Source organism: Marivita sp. NO-S04, from assembly GCF_059070475.1.
Genome location: NZ_CM180980.1, coordinates 1,752,057 through 1,767,037, shown reverse-complemented (window position 1 = coordinate 1,767,037; position 14,981 = coordinate 1,752,057). Strand labels below are relative to the sequence as shown.

Below are 14,981 nucleotides of genomic sequence, written 5' to 3'. Positions count from 1 at the left end.
TTCGAGAGCACGGAAAAATGCGTCTGGAGGGGTCTCACCTCGGTCAGATAAACAACAAAACGGGGATCAGGCAAATGACCCAAATTAACGAGTTACAACATCGCATCACAGCGGCGCTGGACCGGGTTGCGCAAGGGGTCGCCCGGCTCGAAGAGCGCGCGGCACACCCTGTAGCGCCTGAACCCGCCGAGCCGGGGATCGACCCAGCCGAAGTGGCGCGCCTGCAGGATGCGCTGGACGAAGAAAAGCTGGCCAATGCCCAACTTGAAGAACGGGTGCGCAAGCTGCACGAAACCCACCGTCAGGAGCTTGAGGCAGCCAAGGCCGTAGCGGTCCCGGCACCTGCACCAGCGCCGCAACCAACTGTGGATGTGGCCGCGCTTGATCTTGACCTACAACGCCTGCGCCAATCCAACGAGATGCTGCGCGCCACGAATGAAGAACTGCGCCGCGCGCTGGCCGACAATGTCGGCGAACCACATCTGATCAACAAGGCAATGCTGGCCGAACTGGAAGGTCTTCGTGCCGCCCGCTCGGTCGACGCAGCGGAAACCCGCGCCATCATCGCGTCACTGACACCTTTGCTCGAAGCGGCTGCTGAATCCGAGGAGGCGAACTGATGCCGGAAGTCGAAATCACCATCGGGGGCCGCAGCTTTGACGTGGCCTGTCAGGAAGGCGAAGAGCAATACCTGCATTCCGCGGCCCGCATGCTCGACACCGAAGCACAAGTGCTGGCACAGCAGGTTGGCCGCATTCCCGAAGCGCGGATGCTGTTGATGGCCGGGCTGATGCTGGCAGACAAGACCGCCGGTCTGGAAGACAAGCTACGCGAAAGCGAAGACCGCGCAGAGGCGTATCTGTCCGAACTGCGTGCCATCAAAGACGCGCCGCCGCCCGAACCGGAACGGATCGAAGTGCCGGTGGTGCCAACCGACGTGACCGAGTCCTTGCAAGAAATCGCAGCACGCGCCGAGGCTCTGGCCCGCGATGTCGAGGATAAAGCCGGGTAGGACGTTCTTTGCGCTTCGCCCGGACCTCAACGCAAAACGGCGCCCATTGGGCGCCGTTTGTCATTGTTCTCGCGAAAACCGTTTATGCGTTCGCTTCGCGGATCTTTTCCGCCGCGTCTTTGTCATAAGCGACGCCGTTTGCGTCAAACAGCTGATCCAGCTCGCCAGACAACGTCATCTCGGTGATGATGTCGCAGCCACCGACAAATTCGCCTTTGACATAAAGCTGCGGGATCGTCGGCCAATCGGAATACTCCTTGATGCCCTGACGGATGTTCTCGTCCGCAAGAACGTTCACGTCGGCAAATTCGACGCCCATGTAGTTCAGCACACCGGCAACCTTGCTGGAGAACCCACATTGCGGCATGGACTTGGTGCCTTTCATATACAGCACCACGTCATTCGCTTTGACGGTTTCGTCGATCATCTGTTTCGCGTCAGTCATTCTTTTGCTCCATCTCTTCGCGGCGTTTCCGGTCCTTGCGGATATACGGCATTGTGGCGCCGACAGTGATTAGGGTGACGAGACCAATGGCGGCGAACATTGGCCAAGTGTTTGACAGAAAGTCGATCATGCCACATCCCCAGAGTGGTTCTGCGCTTTAGGGCGTCGCCAGGTGAACCAAGCGAACGGACCGATCAACAGGATCATCAGGATATTCCAGACCCGCGCGGGCATCAGGCGGGGGCTTTCGTGGTCAGGGCCAGCGCATGCAATTCACCGTGCGAGCCATCCATCTTGCCCTTCAGCGCGGCATAGACGGCCCGTTGCTGTTGCACGCGGTTCATGCCCTTGAAGCTTTCGTCGATCACCTCGGCCGCATAGTGGTTCCCGTCCCCGGCCAGATCCGTGATCGTGATCTTGGCGTTGGGAAACTCTGCGCGGATCAGGTCTTCGATTTCCTGCGCTTGCATGGCCATTGCGCTGCTCTCCGATTGTGGACTTTGAAAAAGATGTATGCCGGGCTTTGCTATTCCGCAAGGCGCTGCTGCGGGTTAGGTTGCCAATGACACCCAAACCGGCACGTGGTCAGACGGTTTCTCGCGTCCACGCACCGCGCTTTCGATCCAGCAATCGCTCATCATGTCTGCGCAGGCGGGCGACAAAAGGAAGTGGTCGATGCGAATACCGTTGTTCCGCTCCCACGCACCGGCCTGATAATCCCAGAACGAATAATGCCCGCCGCCCTGCGTTCGCGCCCGGAAAGCTTCGGTAAAGCCAAGGTTCAGGATGCGCCGGAACGCCTTCCGGGATTCGGGTCGGAACAAGGCGTCTTCTGTCCATTGCTCGGGCTTGGCCGCATCTTCGGCCTGCGGGATGATGTTGTAATCACCTGCCATCAGCGCAGGCATCTCATCAGCCAGCAAATCACGGGCCCGCGCCTCCAACCGTTTCATCCAGTCCAGTTTGTAATCGTATTTCGGCCCCGGCGCTGGATTTCCGTTGGGCAGGTAGAGACCACAGACGCGGACCGCCTGCGTGTCCCCGATCACGGTCGCTTCGATCCAGCGTGCCTGTTCGTCGCTGTCATCACCGGGGAGGCCGCGGGTCACATCCTCAAGTGGCAGCTTCGACAGGATCGCCACGCCGTTGAAGCCCTTTTGACCGTGGGTTTCGACCGTGTAGCCCAAATCCTCCAATTCCTCGCGCGGGAATGCCTCATCGACCGATTTGATCTCTTGCAGCAACGCCACATCCGGCGCGCTGTCGCGCAACCAGTCGGTCAGTGCGGGCAGGCGGGCCTTGATCCCGTTGATGTTGAACGTCGCGATTTTCATATGTGGTCTCCCCGATTGTCCTTTCTATCCCAAGAAGGGCACGGACGTACAAGAAGGGATCTGGCCGAATCGAACGTCATTGAATGCCCCGAAATCGCGGTTTGTTCAGCCCGTCGCACCAGCGCCGATGCCCGCCCGGTCGACGCGAAAAGACTTATCCCCAGATTTTTCAAATCTGTTGATAACTTCAGGACCTTTTTTTTCCAAACAACCTATGGGAGAATCTTCATGTGGATAACTCGCTCTGATACACGTTTAGCGATATTCCGACTTCTCAAATACATTTTTTGCGTGTCATCGTTAACTCACCCAACCAGCCAGAGGAGGCCAACATGACCGCAGCTCGTAAAATTCAGTCTACTCAGTTCCTTCAGCAAAATCAGTACAATACCGACGCTCGTGATGATATTCACAGCGGGGACGCCACAGCTCTGTTCACGTCCGGCTCTGCGCCGATGGGCTCTGTAGGTGCTCTTTTGGGCGATGCGGTCGAGATGTTCACATCTGGCTCCGCTCCGGCGGCCAGCGCAACAGCCTTTGTGGGGGACGCGACAGGCTTGTTCACATCCGGTTCTGCGCCGTTCGGCACATCCGCCAGCAACGGCGAAGCGGTCGGCCTGTTTACCTCCGGTTCCGCGCCCACAACATCCGACAGCCGTACAGGTGACGCGGTAGAAGCGTTCACGTCCGGCTCTGCACCTGCCACATCGGATGCGCGTACCGGAGACGCGGTCGAAGCCTTCACGTCTGGTTCCAGCCCGGTGACAAGCGACACAACAACCGGAGACGCTGTCGAAGCGTTCACATCTGGGTCCAGCCCGGTGACTGCCGAGACCACCGCCGATGGCGAAGGCTGCGCGCTCTTCACCTCCGGCTCATAATCTACGCATTGACCCGGGGCGGGGTGGCCCGTCCCCTTACCCCCCCTAGGAGGATTGGATCATGACCAACGTCATCCACCTTACCCCCCCGTCCCGGATCAACCCGCAAGAAGCGCGCTTTGGCGCGCTTCTGAGCTGTTTTGCCCAACACCGTCGCCACGGTGACGATGTGTTCTGGCTCAAGGAAAACGCCGAGATTTTGAACATTCTGGAATCCACCGGAACGGCGCCCGGCGAGGCGGCGCTCGACGCCTATGCGGAATTCTACGAAACAGTCGAAAAACGCCTGCGTTTCTTTCCGCAATACTATCGCTTCTTCCTGTCGATCACGCTTGACCTCGAAGATTTGGGCATGCCCGGCAATCATGGGGAACGTCTGGTTGGATGGGCACTGGAACAGGATTTGCCCCGTGCAGAACTGTCCGACCTCCAACGCATGGAAGCGCTGCGCCTGATGGCTCGGAGGGACATGACGCCGAAGGGCACCGACCCAACGCTTGAAGACCGCGCGCGCTATTTCATGGCACGGTCCAATACCTTTGCCTTGCCAAACAAAAAGGCCGCTTACGAACTGACCCACCTTGTCTTTTATCTAAGCGAATACGGGCGGTGTGATCCGCAACTGGATGCTGACGCAAAGCGCAGCCTGCATTTCGCAGGACTTCTGGCGTTCATCGAACAAAACGCCGACCTACTGTCCGAGATCTGCATCGCCATGCACTATGCCGGAGAAATGCCGCCTGTGCTGTGGACCGATTGGCTGAAACGCGAAACTGCCTTGTTCACCGTGACTGATGGTACGGGTGTCAGCGTTCAGGACGATTACCACGAATTTCTGGTGTGCAATTGGCATCAGGCGATGGTGGGTGATGCCGCGTTTGCCAAAGGCTTTGTCTATGACCGGATGCGGTTCGACCGCAATGTTGGCCGAGCCACTCCAATGCGCGAGATGTCCGAAGCAATGTTCAATCTCGACGATGCACGCAGTGGCGACTGGATGAGCATGCGGCTTCACATGGAAGACCGTCTCTCACCCGAAGCGATGCAGGTGTTGGAAAAGGCCGAAACCTCGTCCCGGCATTTCGAAGCGTTCTTTCACGGCTTTGCCCGCGCCGATCCACTGGGCGCGTTGCACTAGCGCCTACGCGCTTACATCGAAAAACTGGTGCCACATCCGCAAGAGGACGTGGCATTCGGGTTTTCGATCACAAAGCGCGCGCCGATCAGTTCTTCGGAAAAGTCGATCACCGCGTTCGCGAGAAACGGCAATGACATCGAATCCACCACGACGCGTTCGCCTTGACCTTCAAGGACCAGATCATCCGCCAGCGGTTCGTCCAGCTTGATTTCATACTGGAAACCCGAACACCCGCCGCCCTCTACCGCCACGCGTAGGGCTTTCCCGTCGGCGCTGGCGCCAATTTCCGACAAACGTTCGAACGCGCGTTCTGTCACTTTCGGTGGAAGCTGCATGTCACCCTCGGGTTCGCTTTGAATTGTGCACTGATCTGAATATAAGGGCGATCGGGACAGGGAACAAGAACAGGCGGTCGAACATGACGGCGCAATTCGCATGCGAACCGGGCAGGTCGCGCGGCAGGCTATACCCCGAAGAGGAAAGCGCCTTTCGGTCGTGTTTTCAGCGCGACCGAGACCGGATCATTCATGCCTCGGCGTTTCGGCGGCTGAAACACAAGACGCAGGTCTTCATCGAACATGAGGGCGACTATTTCCGAACGCGTCTGACGCATTCCATCGAAGTTGGGCAGGTCGCGCGGACGATCTCAAAAACGCTGGGGCTGGATCTGGAACTGACCGAAGCGGTGGCGCTGGCGCATGATCTGGGCCACACGCCCTTCGGTCACACCGGCGAAGACGCGCTGGATGCGCTGATGCAACCCTATGGCGGGTTCGATCACAACGCGCAGGCGATCCGCATCGTCACCTCTTTGGAACGGCACTATGCCGATTTCGACGGGTTGAACCTCACTTGGGAAACCCTTGAAGGCATTGCAAAACATAATGGTCCTGTGAAGAAGCCGATCCCGCACGCGTTGGCGGCTTACAACGCGCGGCATGATCTGGAATTGCACACCCATGCGAGTGCCGAGGCGCAGGTCGCGGCCTTGTCCGACGACATCGCCTACAATCATCACGACCTGCATGACGGACTTCGAGCCGAGCTGTTTTCAACTGATGAGCTGGCTGAACTTCCCATCGTAAGTGATTGTTTTGCAGAAGTAGATCGCATTTACCCCGGCCTTAATTACTACCGGCGTCGGCACGAAGCGTTACGCCGCTTTTTCGGTGTGCTGGTCAGCGATGTGATCAATGTCACCCGAGCAAATCTAAAAGACCTCGATCCGCAATCGCCGGAAGATATCCGCGCAGCAGGGCGAATGATGGTGCAATTCACCCCGGCGCTTTGGACCGATCTCAAGGTGATCCGCGAGTTTCTGTTCCATCGTATGTACCGCGCGCCGGACGTTATTGTGATGCGCGCGCAGGTCACCAAAGTGATCAACGAACTTTTCCCTTTGTTCATGTCCGACCCGTCGCTTTTGCCCAAGCAATGGCGCAAGGATGTCGCAGAAATTCAGACCGAGACGGAACTTGCACGGCTTGTCGGGGATTACATAGCCGGAATGACCGACCGGTTTGCCCTGCAGGAGCATGCGCGCCTGACAGGATCGGACGTGATTTCCGCTAGGTCATAAGGGGATACCATCGTGGCAACACCTGCAGACGCCGGCATGAACCCGGTCACCGCCTTTGCTTTGGTCGGAGCTTTGGGCGTCGGGGCGCAATGGCTTGCGTGGCGGCTCAATCTTCCGGCGATCGTGCTGATGTTGTTGGCAGGTTTGTTGGTCGGGCCGGTTTTCGGCATCCTTGATCCATCCGTGGCGATGGGGGATCTGCTGCAACCGATTGTGGCCATCGCAGTGGCGATTATTCTGTTCGAAGGCGGCCTGACGCTCAATTTCAAATCCCTGACCGATGCCGCCGTTGGTGTGAAACGGCTGGTCATCATCGGAGGACCGGTGGGCTGGCTGCTGTCAGCTTCGGTCTTGCATTACGTCGGAGGTCTAAGCTGGGCCACAGCGTCCGTCTTTGGCGGGATCATGATCGTGACCGGCCCAACTGTGATCGCGCCGCTTTTGCGCCAAGCACGCCTGAAACGCCGTCCGGCCGCGCTTTTGCAGTGGGAAGCCATCGTCAACGATCCCGCAGGCGCGTTGGCCGCCGTTCTGGCCTTTGAAGTGGTGCTCGTCTGGCAGACCGCCACAACCGTCGAACAGGCGGTGACCGAACTTGCGATCGGCATCGTTGTCGCCACTCTGGTGGGCCTTGTGGCAGGGTGGGGCATCGCGAAATCCTTCTCCAGCGGCTGGGTGCCGGAATACATGAAGGTTCCGGTGCTGTTTGTCAGCGTGCTGGTGGCCTTTGCGGCCTCCGACTCGCTCTTGCATGAAAGCGGGCTGCTGGCGGTCACCATCATGGGTGTGTGGATCGCGAACGCGCATTTGCCCAGCCATGCCGAGATGCACCGCTTCAAGGAACACGCGACGATCCTGCTGGTGTCCGGCGTGTTCATCCTCTTGGCCGCCAACATGACACGCGAGACGCTGCTGGCGATGAATTGGCAAACGCTGGCGACAGTTGTCGCGGTGATCCTGATCGCACGCCCCGTGACTGTGCTGATCTCGCTCGCCTTTTCCAACGTACCTTGGGCCGAACGCCTGCTGGTCGCCTTCACCGGCCCGCGTGGCGTTGTGCTGGTCGCCGTGGCGGGGCTGTTCGGAGACCGTCTGGTGCAAGCCGGGATCGAAGATGCTGCGCAGATTTCGTCTCTGGCCTTTGCGCTTGTGGCGGGTACGGTTGTTCTGCACGGTTTCACACTCAAGCCGGTGGCGCGGCTTTTGGGGCTGAACGCCTCAACCACGCCCGGTGTGCTGCTGGTGGGCGGCAATCGCTGGACAGTTGAGTTCGGCAAGCTGCTGAAAAAGCTGGATCTTCCGGTCATGATTTCAGACCCGAACCGCAGCCATCTGCGCGATGCGCGCGAAGCGGGGCTTGAAATCTATACCGGTGACATCCTGTCTGAAGGCGCTGAACACCGGCTTGACCTTATGGCCTATGAAACCGTGATCGCTGCCACCGACAATGACGCTTATAACACGCTGGTCGCCACCGACCTTGCCCCCGAATTCGGACGCGAAAACGTCTACCAACTCACCCGCGAAACCTCGGATTCGGCGCGCTATGCATTGCCGCCGAAACTGGGCGGTCGGTACATCGGCGCAGGTGAGACCTATTGGCAGGTGCAGCGGCGCATGTGGGACGGGTGGGAATTCCGTTCGACCACGCTGTCCGAGGAATTCACCCTTCAGAACTGGTACGACACCCACCCCGAAGGCATCCCGATCGCCGATATCGGACCGCGCGGCACGCTGCGCATTCTTGGCCCCAAAGACACACCCAAGGACACCCGTGGCACCCGCCTGATCGCAATGTTGCCGATGAAAGAACACCGCGCCAAGGCGGAAGGGCAAGCCTAACATTTGACGCCGCGCGCCAAGGTGGTAGAGGACGTCCCGAACAAAGGACGTGTGACATGAACCTCTTCTCCGATATCCGGGCGCTTGTGATCGACAGCCTGAACGCGATGGTGGCCGAAGGCGCGCTGCCAGGTGGTCTCGACTTTGCCAACGTGACTGTAGAGCCGCCGCGCGATCCGCTACATGGCGACATGGCCACCAATGCCGCGATGGTGCTGGCGAAACCCGCCGGTGCCAAACCGCGTGACATCGCCGAGGCATTGGCCACCGAGCTGTCCGATGATCTCCGCGTGTCAAGCGCCGAAGTGGCGGGGCCGGGGTTCCTGAATCTGCGGCTGGGCAACGCCGTCTGGCAGGGCTTGCCCAAGGCGATCCTGACCTCCGGCATGGCCTACGGCAAATCCGTCATGGGGAAGGGCAAAAAGGTTAACGTGGAATACGTGTCGGCCAACCCCACCGGCCCGCTGCATGTGGGCCACACACGCGGTGCGGTCTTTGGCGACGCGCTGGCATCCCTGCTGGATTATGCAGGTTACGAAGTCACGCGCGAATACTACATCAACGATGGTGGCGCGCAGGTCGATGTGCTGGCGCGGTCGGTCTACCTGCGCTACCTCGAAGCTCACGGGCAGGATGTGGCCTTCGTCGACGGCACCTATCCGGGTGATTACCTGATCCCGGTGGGTGAGGCGCTTAAGGACAAGGTTGGTGATGCCTATGTCGGCCAACCCGAAGACGTCTGGCTGGAAGCGGTGCGCAACTTTGCCACCGACGCCATGATGATGCTGATCCGCGCCGATCTTGGATCGCTTGGCGTCGAGATGGACAAATTCTTCAGCGAAAAGTCTCTTTATGGAACAGGCCTGATCGAATCCGCCATCAAGGATCTCGACGACAAGGGTCTGATCTATCGCGGCACGCTTGAACCGCCCAAGGGCAAAACCCCCGAGGATTGGGAACCGCGCGAACAAACGCTGTTCCGGTCCACGGCGCATGGCGACGATGTGGATCGTCCGATCCAGAAATCGGATGGGGCATGGACCTATTTCGCCCCGGACATCGCCTATCACTACGACAAGGTGCAGCGTGGATACGACCTGCTGATCGACGTCTTCGGTGCAGACCACGGCGGTTACGTCAAAAGGATGAAAGCCGCAGTCAGTGCTCTGTCGGGGGGCAAGACGCCGCTCGACATCAAGCTGACGCAGCTGGTGAAGCTCTACAAGAACGGCGAGCCGTTCAAGATGTCCAAGCGGGCAGGGACGTTTGTCACCCTAAGCGATGTGGTGGCAGAGGTCGGCCCCGATGTGACACGGTTCGTGATGCTCACCCGTAAGAACGACGCGCCACTGGATTTCGATTTCGACAAAGTGCTGGAGCAGTCCAAAGACAACCCGGTGTTCTACGTGCAATACGCCGTAGCACGGGTGAACTCGGTGCTTCGCAAGGCAACCGAAGCCGGTGTCCAAGTGGATGATGCCACGCTTGCGGGGATTGATCTGTCGGACATGGCCCATGACAGCGAGCTGGCCGTCGCGCGCAAGTTGGCCGAATGGCCGCGTCTGATCGAAATCGCCGCCCGCACAAACGAGCCGCACCGCGTCGCGTTCTACCTCTACGAACTCGCTTCCGATCTGCACGCACTTTACAACAAGGGCAACGATGTTCCCGAACTGCGCTTTTTGCAGGAAGGCAACACCGACGCCACACAGGCGAAAATCGCCCTCGCGCGGTCCGTCTCTGTTGTTATTTCCGCAGGCCTTGGTATCTTGGGTGTCACTCCGGTCGAAGAAATGCGCTGACAAAAGCGCCATGACCGGTTGAGGCAGAGGCAAGAAACACCGGTGGCAACGTCCACCGGGAGATGAGGCGGACATGGCAGACATGCATATGACGGGCCCCGCACGCGGGGAAGAAACGTCTGGCAACCTGGCCACGACAGCCAATTGGCTGGGCGCGGCCATGTCGCTGGCACTTGTGGTGGGTGTTGCGGTTTGGGGATATCGGCTGATCGTGCGCGATGTCTCGGGTGTGCCCGTGGTGCGGGCGATAGAAGGCCCGATGCGCGTTGCACCGGAAAACCCCGGTGGGCAGATCGCGCGCCATGAAGGGCTGGCAGTTAACAACATCGCTGGAACGGGCACCTCGGCCCCACCTCCCGAACAGATCGTTTTGGCGCCCCGGCCGCTTGATATTACTGAAGAAGACATGGTCGTGACCGAGATCGCGGACACCCGCACGCTGACGACTCAGGAAGAGGTGGCCTTGGCGTCGCTAAGGGAAGACGCCCAAACCCAAGCGCCCGCGCTCGCGTTGACCGACATTGCCAATGCTGATGACCCGATTCAGGCGCTTGCTGACCAGATCGCGGCGAATGCGACGCCGTTCTCGGAAATTGCCCCGGCACGGGACACCGCCATCTTCGAAGACGAATCCGAGCAAGAGCTCGTGGCCGCCGCAGACATCATTCCGCCATCAGTGCCCGGTGTGACCCGCTCATTGCGTCCGGCACAACGCCCTGCCGGGCTGCAATTGGCCTCGCTGTCCACACCGACTTCTGCAGCGCAGATCTCTTCAGGCGTGGCAGAACGCGCCTCAAGTGAGATCCCTCCAGGCACGCGGCTTGTCCAGTTCGGCGCGTTTGACAGCCCGGAGATCGCCCGTGAACAATGGACGAAGCTGTCTGCACGGTTCGCAGAGTTTCTGGGCGAGAAGGAACGCGTAATCGAAGAGGCCACGTCGGGTGGCCGGGTGTTCTACCGACTCCGCGCCCATGGATTTAGCGATCTGAGCGAGTCGCGACGCTTTTGTGCCGCTCTTGTTGCTGAAGGGGCTGATTGTATTCCCGTGGTCAGCCGGTGACATCCAACCTGTTCGGAGCTGCCATCTTTGGCTGCGACGGCGCGCGCCTGTCCCCGGACGAGCGCGCGTTTTTTGCGGATGCCAATCCGTTTGGCTTCATCCTCTTTGACCGCAATCTGGAAAGCCCAGATCAGATCCGCGCTTTGACAACCGAACTGCGTGAGGCGGTGGGATGGACCGCACCGGTTTTCATTGATCAGGAAGGCGGCCGTGTGCAACGGCTCCGCGCTCCGTTGGCGACCGACTGGCTGCCACCGCTGGATCACGTCGACCTGCTTGGCCCGAATGCCGAAGACGGTATGCGCCTGCGCTACCGTATCATAGCTCATGAATTGATAGCGCTTGGCATCGACGCCAATTGTGCGCCAATGCTTGATGTCGCACGGCCAGACACCCATCGTTTCCTGCGCAACCGCTGCTACGGGTCAAATCTTGATCAAGTTGTAAAAATTGGCCGTGCTGTCGTCGAAGGCCATGAACAGGGCGGCGTCTTTCCGGTGATCAAACACATTCCCGGACATGGCCTTGCGCAGATGGACAGCCATCTTGATCTGCCGCGTATCGATGTGTCGGCCGAGACTTTGGACAACATCGACTTTGCCGCTTTCCGCCCCTTTGCCGATGTGGCGATGGGCATGACGGCACATCTTGTCTACAGCGCATTTGGCGAAACTGGCCCGGCCACCACCTCGGCCAGTATGATCCGCCGCATCCGCGACGACCTTGGTTTCACCGGCCTGTTGATGACCGACGATATCGGCATGCAGGCCCTCTCGGGCACCGTCCCTGAACGCGGGGCTGCGTCGATGGAAGCAGGTTGCGACGTGATCCTGCACTGCAACGGCGATCTGGCAGAACGCATCGCCCTGATGGATCGCATCGGCACCATGCCCAAGGCCAGCCAAGCGCGCGCTGAAGCCGCACTGGCCCGTCGAACCCAACCTCAGGATGTTGACATTGCGGCCCTCAAAGCCAAGCTTGCGGAACTGGAGCAAGGGCGCGGTGCATGAACGACGCGACATCGGACAGTTTTGACGACTCGGTCGCGGACCGTTTGGCGGCGGAAGCGCTGATCGTTGATGTGGACGGCTTTGAAGGCCCGCTGGATCTGCTTCTGACACTCAGCCGCACGCAAAAAGTCGATCTGCGCAAGATCTCGGTTTTGGATCTGGCGCGGCAATACCTTACCTTTGTCGAAAAGGCCAAGGCGCTGAGAATTGAACTGGCCGCCGATTATCTGGTGATGGCGGCATGGCTTGCCTTCCTGAAATCCCGTTTGCTGCTGCCGCCCGATCCGACCGAAGAAGGCCCGTCCGGCGAAGACCTTGCGGCACATCTGGCGTTTCAACTCGAACGTCTGCAAGCGATGCGGGATGTCGCGGCCAAGCTGATGGCGCGGGATCAATTGGGCCGCGACTTCTTTGCCAGAGGCATCACGCAACAGGTCGAACGGGTGCGGAAGGTCGAATACACCGCAACGCTCTTGGACCTGATGCAAGGCTATGCACGCATCCGCACCAAGGACGAATTCCGCCCCTTCGTCATGGATCGGGATGCGGTTTTCACGATGGAACAGGCGCTGGAACGAATGCGGGGTTTGATCGGCTTTGCCGGAACATGGACTGCTATTTCCTCCTACATGCCCGAGGGTTGGGATGCCGATCCGGTAAAATGGAGGTCGGCCACGGCATCGACCTTTGCCGCATCGTTGGAGTTGGCCAAAGAAGGCAAGGTAGAGCTGCGCCAGTCCGACACGTTCGCGCCGATAGAATTGCGCCGGAGGGATGGGCGATGACCGACGACACCGAAATCGAGACCAAGCTCGAGAAAAGCCTGTTCGAAGCGCCCCCCATGGGCGAACAGGAACGCATGGTCGAGGCGATCCTCTTTGCCACCGCCGAAGCCGTGACAACGAAGGAACTCAACGACCGCATGCCACACGGTGCCGACGCCGCCGAGGCGCTGGTTCACCTGCGCAAACGCTACGAGGGCAGGGGCGTCAACGTGGTCAAGGTGGGTGACGCATGGGCGATCCGCACCGCGCCCGATCTCGGGTTCCTGATGCAGAAGGAAACGGTCGAGACCCGCAAGCTCAGCCGTGCCGCCATCGAAACGCTGGCCATCATCGCCTACCATCAACCCGTCACCCGCGCCGAGATCGAAGAGATCCGCGGCGTGTCGGTCAGCCGGGGCACGGTGGACCAACTTCTTGAAATGGAATGGATTCGCTTTGGTCGCAGGCGGATGACACCGGGCCGTCCAGTGACATTCGTGGTGACGCAGGATTTCCTTGATCATTTCGGTCTCGAATCCGCGCGGGATTTGCCGGGGCTCAAGGAATTGCGCGCCGCAGGTCTGCTGGAAAACCGTCCCCCTCCTAGCACGATGCCGAACATGGGCGAAGGCGATGTGGATTCCGAGGAAGAGATCGAAGAGGGTCAATCCGAACTGTTCGAGGATTGAGCACGTCTTTCCTCAGGAGGAATGACGCGATGCGTTGATGCATCGCCCTCCCGAACCATTCGAATTTTCACCACAAGTCTCAGATTTTTTGAAACAATGCCTGAAAATCGTCGCAATTGTCCCCTATCTTTGGTCCTGAGGCAGCCACACACAATAGGAGGACGACATGAACCTCAATCAAATTATCAACATGGTGATGCGCACCGTGATGCGCCGCGTTATCAATTCCGGGATCAACGCAAGCATGAATGCAGGTCAGAACGCTTTGTCCAAGCGTAAAAAGCCCGCAGCTCCCCAAGACCAAAGCCCGCGCGATTAACTTACTGCGAAATGCTTGGACAGTTTCAAACCCTGTCCCTGATAATTCGACGCGATCCCCGCGCCATACAGCTGGCTCGGGGATTGGTCCATTTGTTCATAGACCAAACGACCAACGATCTGCCCATGCTCAAGCACAAAGGGCGCCTCATGGCAGCGCACTTCTAGAACGCCGCGTGACCCGGTGCCGCCGGCTGCATCATGGCCGAACCCCGGATCAAAGAACCCGGCATAGTGCACACGGAATTCCCCGACCATTGCCAAAAATGGCGCCATTTCAGCAGCATAATCCGGCGGGATATGCACAGCTTCGCGGCTGACAAGGATATAGAACGCATCCGGGTCAAGGATGATCTGACCATTGCTGGTGCGCAGCTCTTCCCAGAACTCGGACGGTGCATAATGTCCCAGCTTGTCGAGGTCGATTACACCCGTATGCGGCTTGGCCCGATACCCCACAAGATCGCCACTTTCAGGCTTGAGATCGACCGAAAACCCCAGCCCGTCACTGATCACCGCTGGACCGCCGGTCACAAGCGTTTGTTCTTCATGCAGCGCGCGCAGAGTGTCGTCTGACAAAACCGATTGTCCATGCCGGAACCGGATCTGATTGAGCCGCATACCCGGACGCACGAGAACTGAAAATGAGCGCGGACAAATCTCGGCACAAAGCGGGCCTTGGTATCCCGCTGCGATCCGGTCGAATTCGCTGCCCTCATCCGTAATTGTGCGCGTCAGCAGATCCAGCCGCCCGGTCGAGCTTTTGGCATTTGCGACAGCGCTGATATCCGAGGGCAGGGCAAGGCGCTCCATCAACGGAACAAGGTACACACAGCCCTTTTCCAACACCGCGCCGCCCTCAAGCGAAATGCGGTGCATTTCGAAATCCGCCAGACGGTCTTCAACTCGCCGTCCCTTACCAGCCAGAAACGACGCGCGCACCCGGTAAGCCACATTACCCAAGCGAAGATCGAGGCTGGCCGGTTGCACCTGACCCTCGACAAAGGGTGTGTCCGCCGCGATGATACCGCGATCCATCAGCTCCGTGATCTGCTGATTGGCCAATACACCTGTCATCGGAACCCCCTTCGCCGCAGTTTGTCTTGC

18 protein-coding genes are annotated in these 14,981 nt (G+C 59.3%); 12 read left to right on the top strand and 6 right to left on the bottom strand.

Translation table 11 applies throughout. From position 1 onward, the window contains the following. Positions 1-74 precede the first annotated feature (74 nt). Positions 75-620 (top strand): hypothetical protein, encoded by a 546-nt coding sequence (locus tag ACK3EW_RS09275; protein ID WP_439121151.1) that lies wholly within the window; start codon positions 75-77, stop codon positions 618-620. Next, the gene (locus tag ACK3EW_RS09270) at positions 620-1,012 is read left to right on the top strand and encodes a cell division protein ZapA (protein WP_493809336.1); all 393 of its coding nucleotides are present in this window, start codon (positions 620-622) and stop codon (positions 1,010-1,012) included. Before ACK3EW_RS09275 ends, ACK3EW_RS09270 begins: the two co-directional genes overlap by 1 nt. An 82-nt stretch (positions 1,013-1,094) precedes the next feature. Here ACK3EW_RS09270 and grxD read toward each other — a convergent pair whose 3' ends face one another. The 4 genes from grxD to xth form a co-directional block, all read right to left on the bottom strand. Then, positions 1,095-1,457, bottom strand: coding sequence for a Grx4 family monothiol glutaredoxin (gene grxD / locus ACK3EW_RS09265; protein ID WP_493809335.1), 363 nt, complete (start codon positions 1,455-1,457; stop codon positions 1,095-1,097). Then, complete coding sequence (locus tag ACK3EW_RS09260) at positions 1,450-1,587, bottom strand: hypothetical protein (RefSeq protein ID WP_171046177.1); 138 nt, start codon at positions 1,585-1,587, stop codon at positions 1,450-1,452. The genes grxD and ACK3EW_RS09260 overlap by 8 nt, the downstream gene beginning before the upstream one ends. A 103-nt stretch (positions 1,588-1,690) precedes the next feature. Continuing rightward, entirely contained in the window at positions 1,691-1,933 is a 243-nt protein-coding gene (locus ACK3EW_RS09255; RefSeq protein WP_085630658.1) for a BolA/IbaG family iron-sulfur metabolism protein, read from the bottom strand. A 75-nt stretch (positions 1,934-2,008) separates the two neighbouring features. After that, on the bottom strand, positions 2,009-2,791 hold the full coding sequence (gene xth, locus ACK3EW_RS09250) for an exodeoxyribonuclease III (RefSeq protein WP_493809334.1): 783 nt from the start codon (positions 2,789-2,791) through the stop codon (positions 2,009-2,011). A 332-nt stretch (positions 2,792-3,123) separates the two neighbouring features. Here xth and ACK3EW_RS09245 point away from each other — a divergent pair, with 332 nt between their 5' ends. Both ACK3EW_RS09245 and ACK3EW_RS09240 read left to right on the top strand, forming a co-directional pair. Next, a complete protein-coding gene (locus ACK3EW_RS09245; RefSeq protein WP_493809333.1) occupies positions 3,124-3,672 on the top strand; it encodes a hypothetical protein in 549 nt (182 codons plus the stop codon). A 61-nt stretch (positions 3,673-3,733) separates the two neighbouring features. Then, complete coding sequence (locus ACK3EW_RS09240) at positions 3,734-4,810, top strand: DUF6902 family protein (protein ID WP_493809332.1); 1,077 nt, start codon at positions 3,734-3,736, stop codon at positions 4,808-4,810. 11 nt (positions 4,811-4,821) lie between these two features. Here ACK3EW_RS09240 and ACK3EW_RS09235 read toward each other — a convergent pair whose 3' ends face one another. Further along, a complete protein-coding gene (locus ACK3EW_RS09235) occupies positions 4,822-5,145 on the bottom strand; it encodes a HesB/IscA family protein (RefSeq protein WP_493809331.1) in 324 nt (107 codons plus the stop codon). 83 nt (positions 5,146-5,228) lie between these two features. On the opposite strand from ACK3EW_RS09235, the gene ACK3EW_RS09230 reads away from it, so the two are divergent. The 8 genes from ACK3EW_RS09230 to ACK3EW_RS09195 all read left to right on the top strand — a co-directional run bounded on the left by ACK3EW_RS09230 (position 5,229) and on the right by ACK3EW_RS09195 (position 13,875). Then, the gene (locus ACK3EW_RS09230; protein WP_493809330.1) at positions 5,229-6,389 is read left to right on the top strand and encodes a deoxyguanosinetriphosphate triphosphohydrolase; all 1,161 of its coding nucleotides are present in this window, start codon (positions 5,229-5,231) and stop codon (positions 6,387-6,389) included. Between the two features lie 12 nt (positions 6,390-6,401). Beyond that, positions 6,402-8,231: a cation:proton antiporter gene (locus ACK3EW_RS09225; protein ID WP_493809329.1), complete on the top strand. Its 1,830-nt coding sequence runs from the start codon at positions 6,402-6,404 to the stop codon at positions 8,229-8,231. A gap of 56 nt (positions 8,232-8,287) precedes the next feature. Then, entirely contained in the window at positions 8,288-10,033 is a 1,746-nt protein-coding gene (gene argS, locus ACK3EW_RS09220; protein ID WP_493809328.1) for an arginine--tRNA ligase, read from the top strand. Positions 10,034-10,106: 73 nt separating this feature from the next. After that, positions 10,107-11,093 carry an SPOR domain-containing protein gene (locus tag ACK3EW_RS09215; protein ID WP_493809327.1) on the top strand — a complete coding sequence of 329 codons (987 nt, stop codon included), beginning with the start codon at positions 10,107-10,109 and terminating at the stop codon, positions 11,091-11,093. Next, the gene (locus tag ACK3EW_RS09210; RefSeq protein WP_493809326.1) at positions 11,069-12,103 is read left to right on the top strand and encodes a glycoside hydrolase family 3 N-terminal domain-containing protein; all 1,035 of its coding nucleotides are present in this window, start codon (positions 11,069-11,071) and stop codon (positions 12,101-12,103) included. The genes ACK3EW_RS09215 and ACK3EW_RS09210 overlap by 25 nt, the downstream gene beginning before the upstream one ends. Continuing rightward, the gene (locus ACK3EW_RS09205; RefSeq protein ID WP_493809325.1) at positions 12,100-12,888 is read left to right on the top strand and encodes a segregation and condensation protein A; all 789 of its coding nucleotides are present in this window, start codon (positions 12,100-12,102) and stop codon (positions 12,886-12,888) included. The genes ACK3EW_RS09210 and ACK3EW_RS09205 overlap by 4 nt, the downstream gene beginning before the upstream one ends. Continuing rightward, on the top strand, positions 12,885-13,556 hold the full coding sequence (scpB, locus tag ACK3EW_RS09200; protein WP_493809324.1) for an SMC-Scp complex subunit ScpB: 672 nt from the start codon (positions 12,885-12,887) through the stop codon (positions 13,554-13,556). Before ACK3EW_RS09205 ends, scpB begins: the two co-directional genes overlap by 4 nt. 166 nt (positions 13,557-13,722) lie before the next feature. Continuing rightward, complete coding sequence (locus tag ACK3EW_RS09195) at positions 13,723-13,875, top strand: hypothetical protein (RefSeq protein WP_493809323.1); 153 nt, start codon at positions 13,723-13,725, stop codon at positions 13,873-13,875. Here the strand turns inward: ACK3EW_RS09195 and ACK3EW_RS09190 are convergent. Further along, positions 13,872-14,951, bottom strand: a complete 1,080-nt coding sequence (locus tag ACK3EW_RS09190) for a 2'-deoxycytidine 5'-triphosphate deaminase (protein WP_493809322.1) — start codon at positions 14,949-14,951, stop codon at positions 13,872-13,874. The two genes, ACK3EW_RS09195 and ACK3EW_RS09190, sit on opposite strands and share 4 nt — an antisense overlap. Positions 14,952-14,981 lie beyond the last annotated feature (30 nt).